Genomic DNA, 23,344 nt, shown 5'->3' with positions numbered 1-23,344 from the left:
TCCTTCCGGCATCGGGAAAGGGGTTAGGGGGTTAGGTTTTTCTTAAGTTTTGCCATATAACCGAATAATTATAAATTATTTGGTCAATTCAAAGATTCCATCCACTCAATACACTTGTGCATCTGCTGGCGCATGGTTTCCTTATCAGCATGAAACCTTCGTCCATGACCTGGTAGCACCCACTCAAAAGAATAATTAGCCAAGTTACGCATTGATTTAGTCTGTTCTGACCAAGAATACCAGCAGACACCATAGAATGCAGTCAGTTGGTGCAAGCTTTCTGACCAAGCGAGATGGTCGCCAGTGAACAGAAACTTATTTTTATAAAGTAGGGCGGTTTGTCCTTTCGTGTGACCGGGAACTGGGATAATTAATAAATCTGGAGTCAAAGTAAATGGTTCAGAACCAGTTAGCTGTATTTCTACATTGCGAGTATCCGCAGTAATATCATCAGTATGAAGGATGCGATCGCACTGAAAATGCTCGGCAAACTTTTGATGATCGGCGACATCATCCTTATGAGTTAGGTACATATAATGAATCGGCCCCAGTTCTTCTAAACGCTTGACTAAAGGCGGCGTAAAACGGGGAGAATCCACCAAAATGTTACCTTCTGGAAGCTGAATTAAATAGCTAGCAGCACCATAAGATTTTTCAGAATGATAGCCGCAGTGGTAAACATTTTCCGTTACTAATATGGGAAATTTTTGTTGAGCATCTTTGATATCTTTTGGTTTTTCAACTGTGCCGATAGAACTAGTAGGACAAGCTAAAAGTGCTTCGAGGGCTGCTAATCTTTCCACTTCATTCGTTGGTTGATGATAAACCGCCGACTGTTCATCAATACGAGAAAACACTTCAGGAGTCATCCAGCGACAGGTATCACAATCAATACAGGTAGTATCTACATAAAAATCGCCGTTGACATTTTGGGAGCGACGCTGATTTAAATGAGCCATATTAATCCTTTTGCTTCCAACTGCTTAGTGGGGAGCGATAAACCTTATATCACTACGCTAGCAAAAGTAACTTGAGACTGTAGACGCTATCAGAAGTAAATCTGCTCAAAAATATAAAGACTCGTGAAACCCACTAAGCAGAAAATGGAAAAACTGAACATAGACATTATCTGCTGATATATTCCCAAATATGCTCTACTGTTCTAATTCCAGTTGTTCAAATCCCTTTAACCCTGATGACAATAAGTTTTGCATTAAGTGTGGACAAACACTCACACCATTACTCAGAAACCGTTTCCGGGTAATACGACTTTTGGGTGAGGGTGGATTTAGCATTTAGTGTCCAAAGCCAAATTTGGTTAAAATTAGACCGTGATTGGATTAAAGTAGGCGATCGCTTAAGTTGGCGTGTCAATAATAACTGGAAAGAATATTCTGAACTTACTTTTAGTATTGATGCACCAGAAGGAGCATTTCCTACTTTTTGGGGTGGAGAGGGAAGAAAGTTGATATTTGGTTATTCAGGCGCTTGGGAGGATTTTTTCTCTTGTATTAGGGCTTGTAAATTGTAAAATTTAGTAGTTAAGGAAAAATTGGCTATGACTGAAATTGTATTTATCGTTGAAGATGATCCAGATGGTGGTTATACAGCTAGAGCTTTAACCGAGTCAATTTTTACTCAAGCTGACGATATAGAAACATTACGCGAAATGATCCGTGATGCGGTTCATTGCCATTTTCCTAATGAACAAAACCGTCCTAAAATTATTCGGTTACACATAGTCCGTGATGAGGTAATAGCTTCTTGAAGCTCCCACGAGACTTATCTGGTTCAGAATTAGTTAACGTTTTAGCTCGTCTGGGATATGAGATTAGTCATCAAAAAGGTAGCCACATTCGGTTAACTACTCAACAGAATGGTGAGCATCATATCACAGTTCCCGCCCATGACCCGATTAAAATTGGCACACTTAACGCCATACTGAGAGATGTTGCTGCTCATGCTGGTTTCACTCGTGACGAATTACTTGCGTTGCTTTTTCCATAGCTATTAAAAATGGATAAATAGGTAAGTGTAATTAATGTTTAATAAATACACTTATGATTGAAACTTTACTCGCGTAGGCGTAGCCCATCGTAGATATCGCAAATCCGCCAAACCCTAATTATTATGTATATTTTATAATTTCTGAAAATGCGATCGCGCCCCTTTACCAAACGCGATCGCTAACTTTTTCATCCCCTAACCAATAAAATGCAGATGATTACTCACCGCACTAATTAGATTATGGGTAACGGGAAGACTATCAACTACCATCCCCAGACACAACAGCATCATGTAGGAGATGGAATAGAGAAACAACTCTTTAGCTACAGCGCGATCCTCTGGATTTTGCAACAACCGCCAAGATTTGTGGATAAATAATCCTCCCAGACTTACGGCGATCGCAGCATAAAGAATTCCACTCGCGCCCAAGGGATAAACCAATAACACGGTTGCAAATACTGTTACCAGCGTATAGTACCAAATCTGCTTCACTGTTGCCGTATCACCTTCAATCACAGGTAGCATTGGTATCCCAACTTTTGCGTAATCGTCCCGGATCATCAGAGCTAAAGCCCAGAAATGGGGTGGTGTCCACAAAAAGACGATGGCAAAAATTAACCATGCAGACCAGCTTAAAGTGCCTGTGACGGCAGCCCAACCCACTAATGCCGGAATTGCCCCAGCAGCCCCACCAACAACGATATTCTGGGTGGTATGGCGTTTTAGCCAGTGGGTATAGACCAAAATATAAAAGACGATACCAGAGAAGGCTAGCAGTGCGGCTAACAGGTTGGCAAAAACTGCCAAGAGTGTAAAGGAAATCGTCGCCAGTGCGATCGCAAAAATTAGAGCATCGCGTGGCTGCACTTTACCCGAAGGTATTGGACGATGGCGCGTCCGCTCCATGTCGTAATCTATATCCCGGTCATAGACACAGTTAATCGTCTGGGCGCTTGCAGCAGCCATTGTGCCACCAGTCAGAGTTACTAGCAACAGCAATGGGTCTACTTCTCCCTTAGCAGCAATCCACATACTCCCAGCCGTGGTAATCAAAAGCAACGGAATAATCCGAGGCTTTGTTAGCTGGTAGTAACTTTGAACTACTTGTAAAAATGTTTCGTGGTGGCGAGAGACATTAGTCTCAATCATTTTGGCTCTGGTTCCTTATTTTTCAACAACTTATATGCAGCCCCCGCTCAAGCTGGCTCTTTCAGGCAAACGAAAACACAGATTTTCTGCACCTGCGTGGGTCGCAATACTCGCCGTTGCGGCCATAATTTAGTGCTGAGTTAGGAGTTAGGAGAGACGCGATTAATCGCGTCTGTACAAGAGTTAGGGATTTTCCTTCCGCTACTCTCCCTGTTCCCTCACTTCATATTCAGCACTCATTGCTCAACACTGTGATCTCACGGCTAGTAGCCCAGTCACGCAATGCGAGAACTGTGAAAGCCACCAAAGTACCCAGCAAAGCAGCTCCTATAGCTTGGTGAGAGACGGTGAGAGGCTCGACTTGGAGATGTAATTTGAAAGTGGCAAATCCCAACAAGATTTGTAAGGTCAACAACCCACCAGCTATATTTGCCAGTCGCCGTAAGGCTGGATGTAGTGCTGGTGTACGCCAACAGATAAATACCATTGCCAAGGTTGTCACTGTTGGCGGCACCAAACCAGCAATATGGCTGTACATTACAGTACAAAGTTGAGAACCGCCGAGGCATTGGTGTAGCGCCCAGCGAGACCCTACCAAAGCACCTAGCAGACTTTGCAGGTAAACCAGAACAGCGGCAGTTAAACCTACCCAAGGCAACTGACCAACGGTTCCAGTCCCGTGATAGGGTGTGAGTGCCGTGCCGATAATCAGGAGGGTGGTAAAAAACAACAGCGCCGTTCCTAAATGAGCGGTAACGATATCAAACCGCAACAGTTCGGTGACGGTGAGTCCCCCCAAGATGCCTTGGAAGACGATTAAAAACAGGGCGAATGTGGATGCCCAAGGCAGCCATCTGGGTAAGAAACGACGATGCCACCAGGACAAACCGAAGAGTGCGATCGCGCTTACACCAATTAAAGCTGCATCCAATCTGTGAAACCACTCTAGGAACACCTGGAGATTCATTTGCTTGGCTGGCACCAGTTCGCCATAGCATAAGGGCCAGTCTGGGCAAGCAAGTCCAGCATTCATCACGCGGGTGGCGCTGCCTATTGCCATCAAAATTAAGGTGGCTATGCATATTTTCCACACCAAGCGACGAATCATTTCCTTGGGCTTGTGCTGCTCAACTGCCGCTTCATTTTGTTGTTGTAGGACAAATTCGCTCATTAACGATACCTTCTGCCCGCTCTTGGTGGATCTGTTAAAATTTTCAATTTTCTTTTAGCGTCCTATCTTCACCCTAGCGTATAGGCTAAGGGTTTATAGATTAGCACTCACTTATACTTTGAATCACTTCAGAAAGGTTTTGCCTGAAGCTTTAGGTATTTTTCAAGATGTGAAAAATTGATTAATGACAATTAATTTAAGCATCCTAAATTCTTCCTTAAATTTTTTCACTGATTTTAGGAGAAGGCAGGAGGCAGGAGGCAGGAGGAAATAATTATGAATGAAAACTTTAGTTTTGGGTATAAAACCCAGTGCTTCAATCCCATACTTTTAAATGCATTTGGGTTACTCCTACCTTCTGCCCCCTACCTTCTGCCCCCTGCCTCCTGCCCCCTGCCTCCTGCCCCCTGCCTCCTGCCCCCTGCCTCCTGCCCCCTGCCTCCTGCCCCCTGCCTCCTGATAGTCACCTTGTACTCAAAATTAGTAAAATATTTAAAAAAATTAATAAAAATTTTAGACCTTTGGACTCTATGCCTTCCAGCCTAGACTACCTTAGTAAGTGAGCAGCTTTAAGATAACGTAGTAAATTCAATTAAGTAAGCCGTGAAGATTCCAAGTTCAATCTGGACATTACTGATTGGCGTCGTGCTAACGCTAGTCAGCCTTTGGTACGGTCAAAATCACGGTCTGTTGCCAGCAGCAGCCACGGATGAAGCCGTATTGGTTGATGGTCTGTTCAACGCGATGATGATCGTTTCTACAGGTATATTCCTGCTCGTAGAAGGTGTTTTAATTTACTCTGCATTTAAATACCGTCGACGCGCAGGTGACAATGAAGACGGCCCACCAGTTGAGGGCAATGTACCTCTAGAAATTCTCTGGACGGCGATCCCAGCAATTATCGTTATCGGCATTTCTGTTTACAGCTTTGATGTGTACAACGAAATCGGTGGCTTTGATCCCCATGCTATCCATGAAGCGCCGATAAATCAGGAGTCGATGAAAATGCCAGGGCATGGGAGTGCGATAGCCGCGACTTTAAGCGATACTCCTCCCAGCACTGAACCCAACCTCAATCAAGAAAAATCTGATGAGGCAATGCAAGACCCAGCTACGGCAGAAGTCCGCAATGCTGACCAAATTCCCCAACTGCGGAATGCCCCAGGTGTAGGTACTGTTGCTCCGACAATTGGGGGCAGTCGTGATAAAGCAGGCAAACCACCAGAATTGCGAGTCAACGTCACAGGTCTACAATATGCTTGGATTTTCACCTATCCTGAAACTGGTATAACTACAGGTGAAATGCACGTCCCCATCGGGCGAGAAGTGCAAATCAATATGACAGCCAATGATGTTATCCACGCCTTCTGGGTGCCAGAGTTCCGCCTGAAACAAGATGCGATCCCTGGTAGACAAAGCGAGATTCGCTTTACACCCAAAAAAGCAGGCGATTATGCCCTGATCTGCGCTGAACTTTGCGGCCCATATCATGGTGCGATGAGAGCATCAGTAGTAGTTGAGACAGAAGAAGCCTTTGACAAATGGGAGAAAGAGCAGCTAGTTGCCAGCAAGGAAACTCTAAATCAAGCCGTTGCTGTTAACCCTGCGGATCTATCCCCAAATGAATTTCTCGCTCCTTACACCAAGGACTTGGGGATTCAGCCAGAAATCCTCCATCAAGTTCACCATTAGTCAATATGTTATTTAGTCAAAATCCAATGACTAATGACTAATGACTAATGACTAATGACTAATGACTATGACGACACAAGCTCAGTTGCAGGAAACTGCCAATATCCCCGCCCTTATAGAGGAACCAGGGATTAGAAAATGGCAAGACTACTTTGGCTTCAACACCGACCATAAGGTGATTGGGATTCAATACCTAGTCACTACGTTCATTTTCTACTGCATTGGTGGGGTGATGGCTGACTTGGTTCGTACAGAACTGCGAACCCCAGAAGTCGATTTTGTCACCCCTGAAGTCTACAACAGCTTATTTACGCTGCACGCCACAATCATGATTTTCTTGTGGATTGTGCCAGCTGGTGCGGGTTTTGCTAACTTCCTTATCCCCTTGATGATTGGGGCAAAGGATATGGCATTTCCGCGCTTGAATGCTGTTGCCTTTTGGATGATTCCCCCTGCGGGTTTATTATTGATCGCCAGTTTAGTAGTAGGCGATGCACCGGATGCGGGTTGGACTTCGTACCCTCCCTTGAGCTTGGTAACAGGTCAAGTAGGTGAGGGAATTTGGATTATGAGCGTCCTCCTACTAGGTACGTCATCGATTTTAGGGGCAATCAATTTCCTTGTCACATTGCTCAAGATGCGTATCCCCGGTATGGGGGTTCACCAAATGCCCTTGTTCTGCTGGGCGATGTTTGCTACCTCGGCACTGACTTTGGTATCTACGCCAGTGTTAGCAGCAGGTCTGATTCTGCTTGCCTTTGACTTAATTGCTGGGACAACATTTTTTAACCCAACTGGCGGTGGCGACCCAGTTGTATACCAGCACATGTTCTGGTTTTACTCCCACCCAGCGGTTTACATCATGATTTTGCCCTTTTTTGGGGCAATTTCAGAAATTATCCCGGTGCATTCCCGCAAGCCGATTTTTGGCTATAAAGCGATCGCTTATTCGTCTCTTGCTATTAGCTTTCTGGGGCTAATTGTTTGGGCACACCACATGTTTACCAGCGGTATCCCTGGTTGGTTGCGGATGTTCTTTATGATCACCACCATGATCATTGCCGTACCTACGGGAATTAAAATATTCAGTTGGTTAGCAACCATGTGGGGTGGAAAAATCCGGCTTAACAGCGCCATGCTGTTCGCTATAGGCTTTGTCGGCACCTTTGTGATTGGTGGGATCAGTGGCGTGATGTTGGCAGCAGTGCCCTTTGATATTCACGTTCACGACACCTATTTTGTGGTTGCACACTTGCACTACGTCCTGTTTGGTGGTAGCGTTCTCGGCATTTATGCGGCGATTTACCACTGGTTCCCGAAAATGACGGGACGGATGGTGAACGAATTTTGGGGTAAGGTTCACTTTGCCTTAACAATAGTGGGTCTAAATATGACCTTCTTACCAATGCACAAGCTGGGATTAATGGGCATGAACCGCCGTATCGCCCAGTATGACCCGAAATTTACCTTTCTCAACGAAATCTGCACTTATGGCGCTTACATATTAGCAGTTTCGACATTCCCCTTCATCATCAATGCGATTTGGAGTTGGTTGTACGGCGAAAAAGCTGGTAACAATCCCTGGAGGGCACTTACCTTAGAGTGGATGACAACCTCACCACCAGCGATCGAGAATTTTGATCAAACCCCAGTACTGGCTACGGGCCCCTACGACTACGGTTTGGAAAAGGCTAAAGAAGGTGTACCTTTGTCTGATCCCAATCCAGTCTTATCTGCCGGCCCAAACTCAGTGTTAAGAGCAGAACCCGACCCTGTGGTTGCTGCCAATCCCGAAGACCGCAAATAAACAGCGCATAGGGCATGGGATATAGGGCATTGGTCAGAAGATGCAGAAGGGTAGGGGAAAGGGTGCAGAGGAGAGGAATTTTCCCCCTGCTCCCTGCTCCCCTGCCTCCCCTGCCTCCCCAGCCTCCCCTGCTCCCCCTGCTCCCTCTTTGTCCTCTAGGCATTAAAAATTCATGCAAAGTCAAACTATTGACCCAGCTAAAACCGAACTAAATCATCACCACGCGGCGGAAGCATCCGTCGGCCATCACGAAGAACATCCAGACCATCGCCTATTTGGGCTAATTGTCTTCCTGATTGCTGAAGGGATGATTTTTATGGGGTTGTTCGGAGCCTACTTGGCTTTCCGTGCTACCTTACCTGCATGGCCGCCAGCAGGTACCCCAGAGTTAGAACTATTGTTACCCGGAGTGAACACCGTCAATCTAATTTCTAGTAGTTTTGTCATGCACAATGCTGACACTGCGATCAAAAAGAACGATACGCGGGGTGCACAAACTTGGTTAGCAATTACTGCTGCGATGGGTGCTATTTTCTTGGTGGGTCAAGTATATGAATATACCCATTTAGAATTTGGTTTAACTACCAATTTATTTGCCAGTGCATTTTACGTTTTGACTGGTTTCCACGGATTGCACGTTACCATCGGCGTTTTGGCGATTGTTGCCGTGTTATGGCGATCGCGCCTTCCGGGTCACTACAGTAACGAAAAGCACTTTGGCATTGAAGCAGCCGAAATCTACTGGCACTTCGTTGACGTGATTTGGATTATTTTGTTCGGATTACTGTATTTACTGTGAGTATTAATTATTAGTTGTTCACTCCACGCGAACAACTTAATTGGCCCCCTATTGGGGGCTTTTTTAATCCAATGCTGCCGTTGCAACTGCCCTGATGTCACATTATTTTATCTATTGGCTGGCAGCAAAATCTAAATTAGGACTGCTTCTAGAAGATTAAATATTTGGGAAGTTATCTATACCGTTTTTTATTTCCTATAAAATAGTTTTATCTTTTAACTATAAGAGTTATATAAAATATATCAAAACGGCGTAGTCTTTTCCCAGTATGAGTTTTGCTAAATGCAATTGAGTTATTGCAAGTGAGACAGGTGGGAGTAAAAGGTGGGAAAGGTCGGAAAAGTTGGATTTTTGTAGAAACTATTGAATAACTAGTTAATATACTGTAATTTGATATGTGAGTGATTGAAAAATAACACTTATTTGTCTCAAAAACCATCACTCGATATTTATCTCAATAACTTACCTGCTCTTTTTAGTTTTGTCGAACTTACGTTTATATTAATAACGCGATCGCAGTTAGTACTGGTAACAAAGTTGTGGTCGGCATTGTAATGGTATTTGTGCGTTTAAATTCCACTGCTCAAGGTTTTGTCAGTAATCAGACCCAACAGTTAAAATAAATATCCTAACTGCCTGAATGTTATCTTCATGACGGTAGTTGTAAATACTCTGGGCTAGTGTTAAATTTACTTAAGTGATAGAATTATTGAAGTATTCCAGAAATAAATTTTATATTTATAAGGTTAAATTTACTTAAGTGATAAAATTATTGAAGCATTCCAAAAATAAATTTTATATGTAAGATACCTATAAAGGTATTAAATGAACCAATCAAGCGACTAAGCATAAAACTACTCCAAAACGTCTGAAACCTGAGAAGCTGACTGTCTCAAATACCAACAAATCTAGCGATAGGTATTCATAACCACACTCAAGCTCTGAATGGTCAGTAAATTAACAAGTAGTATACGCCACATGAGCCAGAACCCTCTAGTCAGAAAAACACTTCGGAGTCGCTTTGAGACTGTCAAACTGTTGACAAGCGGAGGATCAGGTAATACTTCCTTGTTGGCAGGTAATATACGTAACAGACGTCAGTACTCGAGCGCTAGAAAAACACTTCGGAATCGCTTTGAAATTGTCAAACACTTAGGAAGTGGAGGATCTGGTGATACCTACTTAGCCATAGACCTGGATTTACCAGGACAACCCCATTGTGTCGTCAAACATTTCCACCCAAAAGACTCCAATCCTGCTGTTCTACCCATCGCTAAAAAGCTATTTGATCGGGAAGCGGAAGTTTTATACCAGCTAGGCAACGACCACGATCAAATTCCTAGACTGTTTGCCCATTTTGATGAAGATGGGGATTTCTATTTAGTCCAGGAATTTATTGACGGTCATGCCTTGACTCAAGAAATTTTACCAGGTCAACGTCTTAGTGAGAATGCAGTCTTAAATTTATTAAAAGACATCCTAGAAGTTTTGGCCTTCGTCCACCAACACAATATTATTCACCGAGATATTAAGCCTCAAAACTTAATGCGGCGGTACTCCGATCAAAAGATTGTGTTAATTGACTTTGGCAGTATTAAGAAAATTGGTGCTTTGGGAGCAGGCTTAACAATTGCTGTTGGGACTCCTGGCTATATGCCAAGTGAACAGGCTAAGGGAAAGCCAAAACTTTGCAGCGATATTTATGCCGTAGGGATGATTGCCATTCAAGCTTTAACAGGTTTAATACCTGAGCAACTCCAAGAAGATCCCAATACTGGAGAAATTATCTGGCGCGATCAGGCACAGGTAAGTGATGCTCTGGCAAATATTTTAGATACAATGGTTCGCGATCGCTACAACCAGCGTTACCAATCTGCCACAGAAGCTTTGCAAGCGCTTAATTCTGATCTGGCGTTCTCACAGTTCTCACAATCTGTTGGCACCAACCAAAACGCCGATGATACCTATTTGCTGACTTATAGAAACTTTGTTTTGCTGCTGGGCATTGGTCTTGGTGCTACCACTAGTTTAATAGTATTAGTTTTAATCTATACATTTATTAATACGGGGACATCGCTTCCGAAGCAACCTACTTCACTAAAGAGTTTTTTAGAAAAATTTGTTGAGTTACCGTTAACTAATATGAATAGTCTAGTAGCTAAATCAGCACCTAACAGAAGAATCTTTCAAAGCAATTGTACCATTGCAAAAACTACTAAATAGCAAATTTAATTTCACTAAATCAGAAAGACTTATAAATCTAGTAGTAATCATAAAACTGACTATTAACTATTTATTACATATTTACTTTGAACCTAAATATTTAAAGATTATTAGAGGATAAATACTTAGATATTCCTGTAAGATGAATACAATAATCAACATTTAAATATATGGACAATACAAATCAAAGAAAAGCTTTAATTAACGGCGAAATCGCCCTCTTTCTTAGAGGTTTGATTATTGGTAAAGTGCTGACACTTATGGTTATTGGTGGATTACTTTGGTGGTTACTGAAGCCTAACTTATCATCCCGCAACAGCGCTGATTCCTCCAATCAAACTTTGAACACCGTCTCTAATACTGCATCCACTTTTCAGACAGTTGCTGATGTCCCCACTGCCTCATTCAACTACGGAGGCAGTACAGCTTGGGCATCTATCCGACAATTTGTAGATTCTCAGATTCAGAGCGTTCGCCCTGAACTACAATTACGTTATGTAGACCCTGTTAATGGTAGTCCTGGTTCTAGCTCAGGCATTCGGATGTTGCTTGATGGGAAACTCGATTTTGCTCAGTCTTCCCGTCCCCTCACAGATGAAGAACAAGCTATTGCAAAAGAGCGAGGCTTCACCCTTGAGCAACGTCAGGTGGGTATGGATGGGATAGCAGTGGTAGTCAACCCATCACTGAATGTGTCGGGTTTAACTGTTGAACAATTGCAGCAAATCTATTTGGGAAAAATTACTAACTGGAATCAAGTAGGTGGGCCAAACCTACCCATCACAGCTTTTTCCCAACGACCAGAGGACGCAGATACAGTAATATTCTCTAGCAACAGCGACTTGAAGGGACAAGCACTTGGCTCGAATGTGCAGTATGTCTACTCTACAACAGAGGCAGTGCGCCAACTCAGTAAAACTCCTGGTGGTGTCTATTACGCTTCTGCTCGTTCAGTAGTACCTCAATGTAGTGTAAAGGCTTTGCCATTGGGTAGCACTTCTGGTCAGCTAATTCCCCCCTATCGCGAAACTATGATATCGCCTGAGCAATGTCCACGTCAGCGCAACCAGCTAAATATTCAGGCGATCAAAAATGGCAGTTATCCGATGATTGCTAATTTGTTTGTAATTATTAAGCAGAATAAAGGTCGGGAACAGCAGATTGGGAATGCATATACTAAACTTTTATTAACTGATCAGGGACAAAGAGCAATTGAGCAAGCTGGTTTTGTTGGGGTTCGCTAGTAGATTTAGATCGCAATTAAGCCCCCTTCTGGGGGTTTTTATTACTAATTGTGTAATCGACTGCTCAAGGCAAAATACTCGTTATTGAGATCCCCGACTTATTAAAAAAGTTGGGGTTCAAGGGGAAGCGATCGCTTTTGTATCCATTCACTACTTGTTCAATATTCATGTATTGATCATTTGAGTTCAAAATATTTATTTATGTTCACTCTACAGCATAAGAAGTAAATTGGCGCTTAAAAGGAGATGGAACCCAATAACAATATCAGAAGGGGGTACACCTAGCTCAACCAATCGTTCAGCAACAGACTCTTCTGTCCCGTTATACTGTATCCATATTTTCCCATTTTGAATATCAAAATGCATAACCGGGCCAAACACCCGCTTATCTCCTTACCAGCCAACGTAAGCTAGTTGATAATGGTCGTTTTCATTGTCTAAAATTAATTGTGATTTGACAGTATCGGTATTAGACGCGATTTCTTGATGTTCACTCAAAATTTGTTTGATAAATTGTCGATAGCGTTCTATTTTATCCATAGCCGAATTTCCTCTTATTTTGGATCCTAAATTATTAACTTAACTTGGTAACGATGAATGGTGCGTTGGATAAAAGAAAGTTGAAAAAAGTCTTGATATGTTTCGATAGGAATGGCTAGATAAAGCACTCTGTCTGCTTCTTTCTCTTCAATAGCTTGGCAGTAATTCAAATATTGTCCGAGTACAGTATGATATTCACTGATATCTGAATCTGCAATAAAACTCTTAATTTCAACAGCTATTTTCTCTGTATTCCGTTCTGCGACAATGGCATTTTCAGCCGCTAAATCTATTTGGAGTTTAATTGCTTCACTAATCCGAATTGTAAAAGGGTCTGAGTAATTATCCACCCATCTTTGATTAGTGCTTTTTTTACCTGTTGATGGAAAACATCTTTAGCCATTTTGCTATCTCTAGATTAGAGTCAGCTTAACTCAAAATGATATTTTTGCTCTATGTAATGCGATCGCACTCTCCATTATTCTGTATAGTTGCAGCAAGCTTCTCTAAATTTTGACGTACATTGACACTACGGTGATGATTTACACCCCAGATTCGTTCACAAATATCTAAAGCTTGCAAATAAAGCGGTTCTGCTTCACCGTAACGTCCAGTTTCACGATAAATTTCTGCCAAATTATTGAGACTTTCGGCAATATTGGGATGATTTTCTCCCAATAGGTGCTTATCAAGTTCTAAGGCTTTTATACATAAGGGTTCCGCTTCATTGTAACGCCCCTGCTCCCTGTACATGTAACCAAGAGCGTAGATAGTATCTGCTAAAAGGGGATGCGCTTTTTGTAATACACGCTGCTTGAGTTCTAATGATTCCAAAAACAAAGATTCCGCTTCACTGTAGCGTCCTTGAGCGCGGTATATTAAACCTAAATTGTGCAAATCTGTTGCAACATCTGGATTCTCTTCTCCCAAAAATTGCTTATCTAGTTCTATTGCTTGTTGCGACAAGGGTTCAGCTTCACTGTAGCGTCCTTGATGATAATAAAGTAGCGCTAAATTATTCAGTATAAGAGCGAAAGAAAGATGATTTTCGCCAACCAAACGTTTTTCGAGTTCTAATGATTGCAAATACAGAGGTTCTGCTTCGTCATAACGTCCTTGTTCATCATATAATAATGCCAAATTGTTTAGACTGGCAGCAACATCGGCATGGTTTTCTCCCCACAGGCGTTTCCTCAGTTCTAAAGCTTCTTGATATAGGAGTTCTGCTTTACTATATTGTCCAGTAGATTTGTAGAGTCCTGCCAAATTATTTAGGCTCGTAGCAAAAGAAGGATGGTTGTCTCCTAGCAGGCGTTTCCTCAGTTCTAAAGCTTGTTTATATAAGGGTTCGGCTTCGCTGTAGTGTCCGGTTGCACGATATATTCCTGCTAAATTATTGAGGCTGTTAGCTAAGTCTATCTGCAAACCTAATTCATTTTGTAGCTCACTCGCTTGACGCCAATATTTAATTGCTAATTCTTGCTCTTCTTGATAATTCTGAGATTCACCCCGATCTAATCTGCTACGGTAAATATCGCCCAATCTTGAGTATAACGTAGCCAAGGTCGGGTCTTTCGTTCCCCGTTCCTGTTCTACTTTCTCGATTAGCCTTTGTAAATCTTGGATAGGTAAGAAAAAGTGATTAGTTTCGTTAGTATCTGTGCTAGCTAATTCTGTATCACGAAAAACAAAGCGTATATGTTCTAATTCTTTACCAGGAATAGCACTTGTCTTTTTAGATTCAAACCGGAATACACCATTGCGCCAACTCCAAAAATCAGGAGCTTTTTTAATCAGGTTGACTAAAATTTGGTTAGTTACCCAAAGCACGATCGCAAACGGAAACTCGCGCAATCCTTCCCTTGTCCACTGTAAGTAACCAAAAAATTTCTCCTGTTCTGATTGCTCATTTCCCAACCTGAGAAAATAAAGTTGTTCAGCACCTGTTACAGTAATCGCCGCCGGGTTCTGCTGACGAAGATATTCTTCTTGTTGTACCAGTTGGTTAAGGGCAGCTTTTAGGCTCGGTTCCTGACGTGCTAAAGTCGCTCGATATGGACGGAAAGCAGGTTGTAGTTCAGCTTCATATTGAGCAATAATTTCATCACGAAAGCTAGCATCATCGCAAACCGCAATCAGTAAATTTAATCCCCGCTTTTGAGCTTCAATAGAAACAATTAAATCATCATAAGCATCTTGATTTTCTCCCTGATCAAATAACTCTTCATTTAACATTAATAGCACCTTGTCTTTTCAAGCTTTCGATAATAATTGGATGAACATCGTACCAAGTTTCATCAGTGCGATATTCTAGAACATACAGCCCATGTAGCAAATCCAAAAACTCTGCTTGTTTAGGATCATTGGGCATAAATTGTTCATAAACACTTTGCAAAATATCTGTATCAGCTTTTCCTAAACGTATGGAAAAATCATTGCGGATTTTATTGATTGCTTGAAGGAGAATTTTATCATCAATGATAATTTTAACTGAGGGATTTCGCCGGATCATCCGCAAACAAATTCGGCAGCATTCCTTAGAGATACGAATTAACTCTCGTAATACACCACCACTATAAATCACAATTTTTTCAGCAGTTTCGACTGCAATTAATTCACTGGAAATGCGCTTTTGTAAAACTTCACCGAGAATCTTTGTTGCTTCTGGGCGAGGTTGGGCATTAGGGAAGCGATTTTTACCTTTATCAAAAATTTTTAAGACAGGCATCGCTACAACTTGATCGTTGGTTTCAGTAGCAATTATTGTGCTGATAAATGTTTCCCGAAGGACTGCGATCGGGATAGTGTAAATAATTTGAAAGTTTGGTTGGCAAAGAGCTTTAATGTTATCTCTATAAATTTCGTTAACTCTGCCTAAGTCAAGCTTATCTAAATCATCAATGATTACTAAAACATTTTGTTTAGTTGCAGCTTGAATAAGAGCAGCAATTTCATTAATCCTGGCAACTAAATCTGATAACTTGCGTTCAAACTCTTGCTTAATTTCATCCCGAACGCTAGCATCAGCTTTTAATTTAGAGCTAATCAACTTTAAGAGATCAAAACCTATACTAGCTTCTGCTTGCAAATTTAATTCTTCAGTACGAGTGCGGGTAGCAAACCACTTATAAAGAGCTTCTTTAGTAGATTGAGGAATATCAACTTTGCGTGCTTCGGCCTCTGTCATTAAATTAACTGCGATCGCAAACAGTATATTAATATGATTAACAGCCGACATTTCAATTTTGTCAGCAATAGAAAATAGAACTACAAAATATTTATCTTGAATTTGTCTGCTAAATTCAGCTAACAAAGTAGACTTACCACATCCCCGATGTCCTGTAAAGACAATTTTGCCATCTCCATTAGGACTATCTTCCACTAATTGGTTCAGGTCTGCAATCAAATCATCACCATATTCGACCCGAAATCTTTCCATTTCGTTCCGTTCCATTAACGGAAATAGTTCGAGATTGCTGTATGCTTCTTGAAAGGAGTTTAATAAGTCTTCAGACATTGGATAGTGCCGTAAACGTGCTAACTATTCATATAATGACTCATGATTTTTGAAGCACAAGTTCAGGCAATGTCTAAGATAGATTCTGCCTACATAACTTCTTAAGTTCTGTTAATAAATAACTACTAAGTGAGTGGTATGTTATGTCTTAAAAAGAGATGCCCTAAACTCAAATTTCAACCTATCAATGAGTAACAGAGGTCAATAATCAATCAGACTGAATGATAGATTATACATTTGATAATTCCGACTGAATGATAGATTATACAGATAACATCCTGAAAGCTACTTAACACATAAATAAAATAAAATTTTCAGTTATAAAAATAAATTTTTAGTGTGCTTCGTCTCATCCCCCTCTAGCCGATGCGATGGTAGCTGTTGTTACTATTAGTTAGTAGTCTGTCAAGGAATAATTGACGAGTACATTCTCTGTAGAGACGGCGATTTATCGCGTCTCTCTAACGTGTCAGTCTTTTAGACGCGATAAATCGCGTCTCTACATGAGATAAAGCTCCGCGACTTCAAAACCAGCTTTTGCGACTTCAAAACCAGCTTTTGTGACTTCAAAACCAGCTTTTGTGACTTCAAAACTAGCTTTTGCAACTTCAAAACCAGCTTTTGCGACTTCAAAACCTGCTTTTGTAACTTCAAAACTAGCTTTTGCAACTTCAAAACCAGCTTTTGCGACTTCAAAACCTGCTTTTCTCAAGAAATTTCAGCAAATATACCCGCATCTATCTAGTTGGCTAATGCCATTTAATGCTGTTAAAATTCTGTAACTTCACTGTGGCTGGTGCATCTGCTTGTTGCGTATTTTTATGATATATAAATAACTCAGTGTGCAAACTTAGGGTTATTTATAAATTAATCCAAACAGGAAAACTATATGACGCAACGGAAACGAAACTCCATATCACTGACCAAAGCTGAACGACGGATTGAAGGAATGCAGACAATTAACCCTAAGTTAGACTTTAGTAATGGGTTTTCAATTGCTACTTACAACACTAAAGTAATTGAGTTACGAGAAAAGCTAGCCGCTTATAATCAAGCACAAACAATAGTAGATAAGACACACAATGCATTAATAGAAGCAGAACGTGAGTTGAATACTTATTCTGAGCAGATGTTGCTGAATGTTGCATCTTGCTATGGCAAAAATAGTGATGAGTATGAAATGGCTGGTGGAACGCGCAGGTCAGACCGCAAAAAACCACGCCCAGTAGCAAACCAAACTGTGATATCAGTGAAGTAATTGTTCGGACTCGCCGCTTCTTTAGATAAGGGTGCGTTGACCTTTGTGACAACGCACCACGATCCTATATTCTACCGCTTAACTTCTGAAGCGTCTTCAGAGACTTTTGACATCCCAAAATCGAATGCTGAGTGCGATCGCAAATAGACTAAGGATATCGTCAAACTCTAAATCAGACATAATCGTAGGTTGGGTTGAGGAACGAAACCCAACATCTACTTTAGTTTCTTAAATAGCCCTTCACTCATTTCTTAACTTACATCTCAAAAAAAATAAGTTGAGGGTATCCTTTATAACCAATACTTTGGTATAAAGCCCGAAATATAACCATCATAAAATTAACTCAATGCAATATCGCCGAGCCACAATAGAAGGTGGCACTTACTTTTTACACTCGTAACACATAAAAGACAAAGACTATTATGCTTACCGACTAACGTATCTTTATTGAGAAATATTTTTCGGTATGTAATGCGACAACACCCATTTATAATTGATGCCTTTGTTTTATTACCCGATCATCTGCACTGTATTTGGACATTACCACAGGGCGATCGCAATTTTTCTACTCGTTGGCGTTTGATCAAAAGCTATTTTAGTCGCCAGTGCATTACTCTATCACAGGAAAACCTATCTACCTCTAGGCAAAATAAAAAAGAGCGGGCTATTTGGCAGCGTAGTTTTTGGGAACACTTGATTAGAGACGAGGTAGATTTTAAAAATCACCTTGAATATATTCACTACAATCCTGTCAAACATGGTTTAGTGAAAGCTCCAAAAGATTGGGAATATTCCAGCTTTCATCGTTCTGTTCGTCAGGGTACGTATGATATTACGTGGGGTGCTGGGCAAGGAATTGTATTTGACTCTAATATCGGTAAAGAGTAAATATCGCCTAAATTGTAACTGAAATTGTAGGTTGGGTTAAACGAAGTGAAACCCAACATCAGCGTTGGGTATTGTGATGGGTAATGTTGGGTTTCGTTCCTCAACCCAACCTACGAATTACTACTAAATCTAAGCGTGGCGTCTGTGTTTGGCTGGTTATAGAGTAATTTTGTAATTTTCTCGATAAATGATAAACAAACACAATAAATAATTGTCCTGAAGTGGGAACACTAGACTTAGACATTGCTGGAAGTCAACCCACACTATGAGCATGACAATTATCAGTCTTCGAGCGGCACTGCAAAGCCTGCCCGAAAATGCACCAGAACCTGTTATAAACGACCTTTTCGCCCCTTACTTGTTGAGGGCATTAGGGTTTCAATCTGAAGAAATTCATCCTGAATATAACACTGGTGACGGAGCTGTTGATAAAGCAGCCAGGAAAACTATTGGAGATGATGTATTTTTACATACAAAATCTAATCCATACCTGCTACTGGAATTGAAAGGGAGGGATATTAATTTATCTGAAGATGCTGCACAGTATCAAAGAACAGTTAATCAACTTAAACGTTACCTACTTGCACCTAATTGCAAAACAGTACAGTGGGGAATTATTACTAATTCTTGCCATATTCAACTGTTTCGCAAGCATGGAAAAGTGATTTATCCTGCTACACAGTGTCTTCCAATTGATGCAAATAATATTGATAATGTAGTCGTTTCAATTAGGAAAAAAATTGAAAATCCTACAAAAGCCTTAACCATCGCGGTTTATAACAATAAAGGTGGAGTAGGTAAAACAACAACTACCGTCAACTTGGCAGCTATCTTAACTTTTTTAGGGAAAAAGGTTTTAGCGATTGATTTTGATCCAAACCAACAAGATTTAACTAGTTCTTTAGGACTTCCACTAAGCAAAGGTAGTGTATTTGAGGCTCTTAAGGAACGGGGTATAGAACTTCAAAGTACTCTACATCCTTATAAATTCCCCTTAAAGAAGCTTAATTCAGAACTTAGATTTGATATTATTCCTGCCGATCAAGAACTGATAGATGCACCTGAACAGCTCTTGCGTAATCATTTGCAAGCTCACACTCTTTATCAAAAGCTAGAATTATCAAGACAAGAATATGACTATATTTTGATAGATGCACCACCCAACTGGCGAGTGTTTAGCCAGCTAGCAGTATATGCGGCTGATGTCGTTCTCATTCCCACGAAGCATAACAATCTTTTCTCTTTAGAAAATGCAGCAATAGCAATCAAGAAATTCATTCCTGAAGTCCAATCTAAAAAAGCTGATGGTAGTCCCATTCCATTACCGATTTTCTTCAATGGAGAAAAGATTACACCATTTCAATTGGAAGTTGCTCAAAAAGAAATTAATAATATTCTTAAAACTGCTAAAAAAGAGGGATTTGATTTACTGTCCTATTTCTATCCCAAGTATACCAATGCCAACAGAGACCTTCGTGTTCATGAGGTTCCAAGCTACGCTAACATAGCTAGTTCAGCTTTCTCACGCACTCCTGCGGTTTATCGAGATCGATCTGCTCATGAATATTACAAAAATCTAGCAAAGGAGTATTTTTTACAATGAGTAGCCTCAGCAATATTGGAAATTTGATGCATTTATATTTAGATGAAATTGACCCCGGCGAAGGAACTAATGCACCTGAGTTTTTGATTAAAGCTTCAGCTCATTTGCTCAACCAAAAGGGCGGAAGAAATTGGATTCCAGTGATTGTGAAAGAAACTGGCAAGGATAAGTATCAAGTAATTGCTAACTCTTTCATTTATGCAATTGCAGAAGCCGCTCGCTTAGATCGCGTTTGGTGCATTATTACTGATGGTAGTGATGAGACAGTTGAAGTCACAAAAGTACTAGCAAAAGAAGAAATTCCAAAAATCAATCTCTCTAAGGCATCTAGAGATGAAATCATGGCAGCATTAGAATACTTAGTTGAACAACCAGGTAGTGTTCTTAAAGCAGTTAAACCTGCTATAGCTACAAACCGGATTGATGAAGCTCCTCGTGAATATTGGAAGACATTAGATCCAATTCTTAATCTGAAATGTGGCATTACCAAAGGGAAAAAACTTGATGCTTTAAATAAAGTTTTTTATCTAACTCCTCAACCAATGCCAGATACAATTACTGACACTGCTATTCTCCAAACAATGACAATAGCTGATTTAAAAGCGATCGCGAAGAAACGAGGAATTACTGGCATCACTAAGATGAAAAAAGACAATCTTGTTAAAGCATTGAGTAAACCTTAAAAGTAGCGAAGAGACAACAGAGTAATCGCATCTTTACTGGTGTGTTGTGGCAAAGGCGCAACGCACCATTATCTCAAGCATCTTCAATATTGGAAATACAGCCAATGAATTACAGCAAATTTTGTCAACCAACTTTACATGAAAGGCCAAAAACATAACCCCTCTCCGCCACCGGAAAGGGGTTAATCACTGCCGAAACTCAGCACTATATTGTACAGACGCGATGAATCGCGTCTCTATTCAGCACTATCTAATAAGCGTCTTGCAACTCGTAGAAATCAGGCGAGATGTAATCCTTCCGCAAAGGCCAACCTACCCAATCTTCCGGCATCAAAATCCGCTTGAGATTTGGGTGTCCTTCGTAGATAATGCCGAACATATCGTAAGACTCGCGCTCTTGCCAATCTGCGGTCTTCCAAATCCAGTACACAGAAGGCACTACAGGATTTTCCCGTGGTAAGAACACCTTAACTCGAACTTCTTCGGGGCGATCGCTATTATCACCGACTTTAATCAAGTGATACACACTTACCAATTCCTGCCCTGGCCCAAGGTCAACACCACCTTGAAACTGGAGATAATTAAAGCCGTAGGCATAAAGGGCTGTAGCGGTGGGAAGCAAAAAATCTGCCGCCACCTTAATTATCTCTACACCATTCTTGTCTGGTGCCAAAAACTCATGGTCAAAGCCATTTTCCGTCAACCACTGGGAAACTTTACCCGCTTGTACCAATGCCTCTTCTTTCGCTGCTGGTACTGGTTTAGATTCTTCTTCAGCCACGGGTTTGTTCCTCCTTTTGCGCCTTTGCTGTCAGCAGTGCAGGTGGTATTGGCATACCGATCGCTTCTGCCAATTCCTTCGGTGGTACAGAGCGAGTATCTGACTGCAAATACTTACCAGTTAAGATTTCCTCTACTGGCTTCAAATTATGAGTCGTGCTGTAGTAGCGGTGGGTTTGCTTAATTTTATCCCGCTCTTGCATCGATTCATTGGCGATTTTCTTTCGCAGCTTAATGATTGCGTCAATAATTGCTTCTGGACGGGGAGGACAACCAGGCAAGTACACATCCACAGGAATCAGTTTATCAACTCCGCGCACTGCTGTGGGGGAATCAACACTGAACATCCCGCCAGTAATTGTGCAAGCTCCCATCGCAATTACATACTTCGGCTCTGGCATTTGTTCATAAAGACGCACCAGTTGGGGAGCCATCTTCATCGTAATAGTCCCTGCCGTAATAATTAAATCGGCTTGGCGGGGGCTAGAACGGGGAATTAGCCCAAAACGGTCAAAGTCAAATCGGGAGCCAATTAAAGCTGCAAACTCAATAAAGCAGCAAGCAGTACCAAACAGTAATGGCCACAGGCTAGAAAGCCGCGCCCAGTCGTAGAGATCGTCAACCGTGGTCAAAATGACGTTTTCTGAAAGGTCTTGAGTGATTGTAGTCCGTTCAATGGGGTTGATGATTCGCTCTTTGCCCTGGGTTGTTAAGTTAGAATTCAAGACCATTCCAAAGCTCCTTTACGCCATGCGTAAACTAAAGCGACTACAAGAATTGCAATAAAGACTAGCGCTTCAATAAATGCCAGTAGCCCCAAACGGTGGAAAGCTACCGCCCAAGGATACAAGAATACAGTCTCCACATCAAAGACGACGAAGACCAAAGCAAACATGTAGTAGCGGATGTTGAACTGAATCCAGGCTCCCCCGATGGGTTCCATGCCAGATTCATAGGTGGTGTGCCGTTCTGGGCTGTAACCACTAGGTCGTAGGAGCTTGGATGCTGAGAGCGCTAAGGCAGGCACTAGGCTACAGATGATGAAGAAGCCTAGAAGGTACTCGTAACCGCTGAGGACAAACACAATGAGTATCTACCGCTTATGGAGTATTTTAAGTAGTGACTGGAGATTGGGTACAGACGACTAGAGATTAGGGGCTAAAGAGTTGGTGGACAAAGAAGTTTTCTTGCCCAATGCCCAATGCCCCATCCAGTTGCTTCTCCGTAGGAGTACAAGTCGGGCATTGCCCGCCCAACGCACTGGCTCCCCAATGCCCCATGCCCAATCCCTTGAATTACGTTACTTTCTTTTACATTATATCTGTTTGGTTTTTCTGAAATCTGGGAAACAGACGCACTTCAGGTATTTAATTCGCTTTTGCTAGTGATAGAAAAGTCTAACAATTATGTCATAATTTTTAACGTATATTTAAGATTTCTCCTCTGCGAGGCCTTAGCCATGAGCGAACCAGCTGTTGAGACTACGGTGTTAGACCGCTACGAGTGTCGCGCCTGCGGTTATGTTTACGAACCTGAAAAGGGAGACGACAAGGATGATATTCCTTCAGGGACAACCTTTGCAGAACTGCCCATAAATTGGCGCTGTCCAGTTTGTAGTGCTAAGAAGACCGCTTTTGCCAACATCGGACCTGCCGGTACTGCATCCGGCTTCAAAGAAAATCTCGGTTACGGTTTGGGTGTCAATAACCTAACGCCAACCCAAAAGAATATCCTAATTTTTGGCGCTTTGGCTCTTGGCTTCTTGTTTTTTATTAGTCTCTACGGCTTACAATGACAGCCGTTATCTCAGACACAGGGAACAGATGATAGGTGACACCAAGCTTGTTGTGTAATTAAAATTACATAAATGTGTCGTTTTTCCAGTCCCGTAGAGTGGCCACGGCCCTCAATACCAAATTGGGATAAATAATATTTTTTGGGATTATTGGAAGGGTTTTTAGTAAAAACTTTTAATCCCTTCGG

The 23,344-nt window shown here is 41.5% G+C and carries 22 protein-coding genes and 4 pseudogenes; 14 read left to right on the top strand and 12 right to left on the bottom strand.

The annotated features are described in order from the left end of the window. Positions 1–83: 83 nt before the first annotated feature. On the bottom strand, positions 84–959 hold the full coding sequence (locus RM347_RS25815) for an MBL fold metallo-hydrolase (protein WP_322719527.1): 876 nt from the start codon (positions 957–959) through the stop codon (positions 84–86). A gap of 190 nt (positions 960–1,149) precedes the next feature. Here RM347_RS25815 and RM347_RS25810 point away from each other — a divergent pair. The 4 genes and pseudogenes from RM347_RS25810 to RM347_RS25795 form a co-directional block, all read left to right on the top strand. Further along, positions 1,150–1,293 (top strand): annotated as a pseudogene (locus tag RM347_RS25810) (4-Cys prefix domain-containing protein); the annotation flags it as partial. Then, entirely contained in the window at positions 1,277–1,531 is a 255-nt protein-coding gene (locus tag RM347_RS25805; protein WP_322719526.1) for a GUN4 domain-containing protein, read from the top strand. The pseudogene RM347_RS25810 and the gene RM347_RS25805, both read left to right, overlap by 17 nt. Positions 1,532–1,558: 27 nt before the next feature. Next, the gene (locus RM347_RS25800; RefSeq protein WP_322719525.1) at positions 1,559–1,768 is read left to right on the top strand and encodes a type II toxin-antitoxin system HicB family antitoxin; all 210 of its coding nucleotides are present in this window, start codon (positions 1,559–1,561) and stop codon (positions 1,766–1,768) included. Beyond that, the gene (locus RM347_RS25795) at positions 1,765–2,007 is read left to right on the top strand and encodes a type II toxin-antitoxin system HicA family toxin (RefSeq protein ID WP_322719524.1); all 243 of its coding nucleotides are present in this window, start codon (positions 1,765–1,767) and stop codon (positions 2,005–2,007) included. Before RM347_RS25800 ends, RM347_RS25795 begins: the two co-directional genes overlap by 4 nt. Before the next feature lie 195 nt (positions 2,008–2,202). Here the strand turns inward: RM347_RS25795 and RM347_RS25790 are convergent, their stop codons facing one another. Further along, a complete protein-coding gene (locus RM347_RS25790; RefSeq protein WP_322719523.1) occupies positions 2,203–3,156 on the bottom strand; it encodes a heme o synthase in 954 nt (317 codons plus the stop codon). Positions 3,157–3,385: 229 nt separating this feature from the next. Further along, positions 3,386–4,327: a COX15/CtaA family protein gene (locus tag RM347_RS25785; RefSeq protein WP_322719522.1), complete on the bottom strand. Its 942-nt coding sequence runs from the start codon at positions 4,325–4,327 to the stop codon at positions 3,386–3,388. A 603-nt stretch (positions 4,328–4,930) separates the two neighbouring features. Between RM347_RS25785 and RM347_RS25780 the strand changes: the two genes are divergently transcribed. The 5 genes from RM347_RS25780 (at position 4,931) to RM347_RS25760 (ending at position 12,092) form a co-directional block, all read left to right on the top strand. After that, positions 4,931–6,019, top strand: coding sequence for a cytochrome c oxidase subunit II (locus RM347_RS25780; protein WP_322719521.1), 1,089 nt, complete (start codon positions 4,931–4,933; stop codon positions 6,017–6,019). Positions 6,020–6,080: 61 nt separating this feature from the next. Beyond that, on the top strand, positions 6,081–7,826 hold the full coding sequence (gene ctaD, locus RM347_RS25775) for a cytochrome c oxidase subunit I (protein ID WP_322719520.1): 1,746 nt from the start codon (positions 6,081–6,083) through the stop codon (positions 7,824–7,826). A 172-nt stretch (positions 7,827–7,998) separates the two neighbouring features. Beyond that, positions 7,999–8,625, top strand: a complete 627-nt coding sequence (locus RM347_RS25770; RefSeq protein ID WP_322719519.1) for a cytochrome c oxidase subunit 3 — start codon at positions 7,999–8,001, stop codon at positions 8,623–8,625. A gap of 978 nt (positions 8,626–9,603) precedes the next feature. Beyond that, positions 9,604–10,848, top strand: coding sequence for a serine/threonine-protein kinase (locus RM347_RS25765; protein WP_322719517.1), 1,245 nt, complete (start codon positions 9,604–9,606; stop codon positions 10,846–10,848). 170 nt (positions 10,849–11,018) lie between these two features. Next, on the top strand, positions 11,019–12,092 hold the full coding sequence (locus RM347_RS25760) for a PstS family phosphate ABC transporter substrate-binding protein (protein ID WP_322719516.1): 1,074 nt from the start codon (positions 11,019–11,021) through the stop codon (positions 12,090–12,092). Between the two features lie 205 nt (positions 12,093–12,297). On the opposite strand, the pseudogene RM347_RS25755 reads toward RM347_RS25760, so the two are convergent. From RM347_RS25755 to RM347_RS25735, 5 genes and pseudogenes are all read right to left on the bottom strand, one after another. Continuing rightward, positions 12,298–12,632: pseudogene (locus RM347_RS25755) on the bottom strand (XisI protein). 26 nt (positions 12,633–12,658) lie between these two features. Continuing rightward, a pseudogene (locus RM347_RS25750) lies at positions 12,659–13,035 on the bottom strand (XisH family protein). Positions 13,036–13,085: 50 nt separating this feature from the next. Next, the gene (locus tag RM347_RS25745; RefSeq protein WP_322719514.1) at positions 13,086–14,867 is read right to left on the bottom strand and encodes a tetratricopeptide repeat protein; all 1,782 of its coding nucleotides are present in this window, start codon (positions 14,865–14,867) and stop codon (positions 13,086–13,088) included. Further along, on the bottom strand, positions 14,857–16,149 hold the full coding sequence (locus RM347_RS25740) for an ATP-binding protein (protein WP_322719513.1): 1,293 nt from the start codon (positions 16,147–16,149) through the stop codon (positions 14,857–14,859). The genes RM347_RS25745 and RM347_RS25740 overlap by 11 nt, the downstream gene beginning before the upstream one ends. A 499-nt stretch (positions 16,150–16,648) precedes the next feature. Continuing rightward, complete coding sequence (locus tag RM347_RS25735; RefSeq protein WP_322719512.1) at positions 16,649–16,861, bottom strand: hypothetical protein; 213 nt, start codon at positions 16,859–16,861, stop codon at positions 16,649–16,651. Between the two features lie 177 nt (positions 16,862–17,038). Between RM347_RS25735 and RM347_RS25730 the strand changes: the two genes are divergently transcribed. The 4 genes and pseudogenes from RM347_RS25730 to RM347_RS25715 all read left to right on the top strand — a co-directional run bounded on the left by RM347_RS25730 (position 17,039) and on the right by RM347_RS25715 (position 20,581). Further along, the gene (locus RM347_RS25730) at positions 17,039–17,407 is read left to right on the top strand and encodes a hypothetical protein (RefSeq protein ID WP_322719511.1); all 369 of its coding nucleotides are present in this window, start codon (positions 17,039–17,041) and stop codon (positions 17,405–17,407) included. Positions 17,408–17,753: 346 nt separating this feature from the next. Continuing rightward, a pseudogene (locus RM347_RS25725) lies at positions 17,754–18,295 on the top strand (REP-associated tyrosine transposase). A gap of 265 nt (positions 18,296–18,560) precedes the next feature. Continuing rightward, entirely contained in the window at positions 18,561–19,898 is a 1,338-nt protein-coding gene (locus RM347_RS25720) for an AAA family ATPase (RefSeq protein ID WP_322719510.1), read from the top strand. Beyond that, on the top strand, positions 19,895–20,581 hold the full coding sequence (locus tag RM347_RS25715) for a Rho termination factor N-terminal domain-containing protein (protein WP_322719509.1): 687 nt from the start codon (positions 19,895–19,897) through the stop codon (positions 20,579–20,581). The genes RM347_RS25720 and RM347_RS25715 overlap by 4 nt, the downstream gene beginning before the upstream one ends. Positions 20,582–20,831: 250 nt before the next feature. On the opposite strand, the gene RM347_RS25710 is transcribed toward RM347_RS25715, so the two are convergent. The 4 genes from RM347_RS25710 to RM347_RS25695 all read right to left on the bottom strand — a co-directional run bounded on the left by RM347_RS25710 (position 20,832) and on the right by RM347_RS25695 (position 22,641). Beyond that, entirely contained in the window at positions 20,832–21,362 is a 531-nt protein-coding gene (locus RM347_RS25710; RefSeq protein WP_322719508.1) for an NAD(P)H-quinone oxidoreductase subunit J, read from the bottom strand. Then, positions 21,355–22,092: a photosynthetic/respiratory NAD(P)H-quinone oxidoreductase subunit K gene (gene ndhK, locus RM347_RS25705; protein WP_322719507.1), complete on the bottom strand. Its 738-nt coding sequence runs from the start codon at positions 22,090–22,092 to the stop codon at positions 21,355–21,357. Before ndhK ends, RM347_RS25710 begins: the two co-directional genes overlap by 8 nt. After that, positions 22,083–22,445 (bottom strand): photosynthetic/respiratory NAD(P)H-quinone oxidoreductase subunit C, encoded by a 363-nt coding sequence (gene ndhC, locus RM347_RS25700; protein ID WP_196526961.1) that lies wholly within the window; start codon positions 22,443–22,445, stop codon positions 22,083–22,085. Before ndhC ends, ndhK begins: the two co-directional genes overlap by 10 nt. 67 nt (positions 22,446–22,512) lie before the next feature. After that, complete coding sequence (locus RM347_RS25695; RefSeq protein ID WP_428850614.1) at positions 22,513–22,641, bottom strand: hypothetical protein; 129 nt, start codon at positions 22,639–22,641, stop codon at positions 22,513–22,515. A 179-nt stretch (positions 22,642–22,820) separates the two neighbouring features. On the opposite strand from RM347_RS25695, the gene RM347_RS25690 reads away from it, so the two are divergent. Further along, entirely contained in the window at positions 22,821–23,156 is a 336-nt protein-coding gene (locus tag RM347_RS25690; protein WP_104908258.1) for a rubredoxin, read from the top strand. Positions 23,157–23,344 lie beyond the last annotated feature (188 nt).

It is taken from the genome of Nostoc sp. ChiQUE02 (assembly GCF_034531305.2).
Lineage (GTDB): Bacteria > Cyanobacteriota > Cyanobacteriia > Cyanobacteriales > Nostocaceae > Nostoc.
The sequence above is the reverse complement of the archived record's forward strand: the minus strand, read 5'-3'. Positions and strand labels throughout refer to the sequence as shown.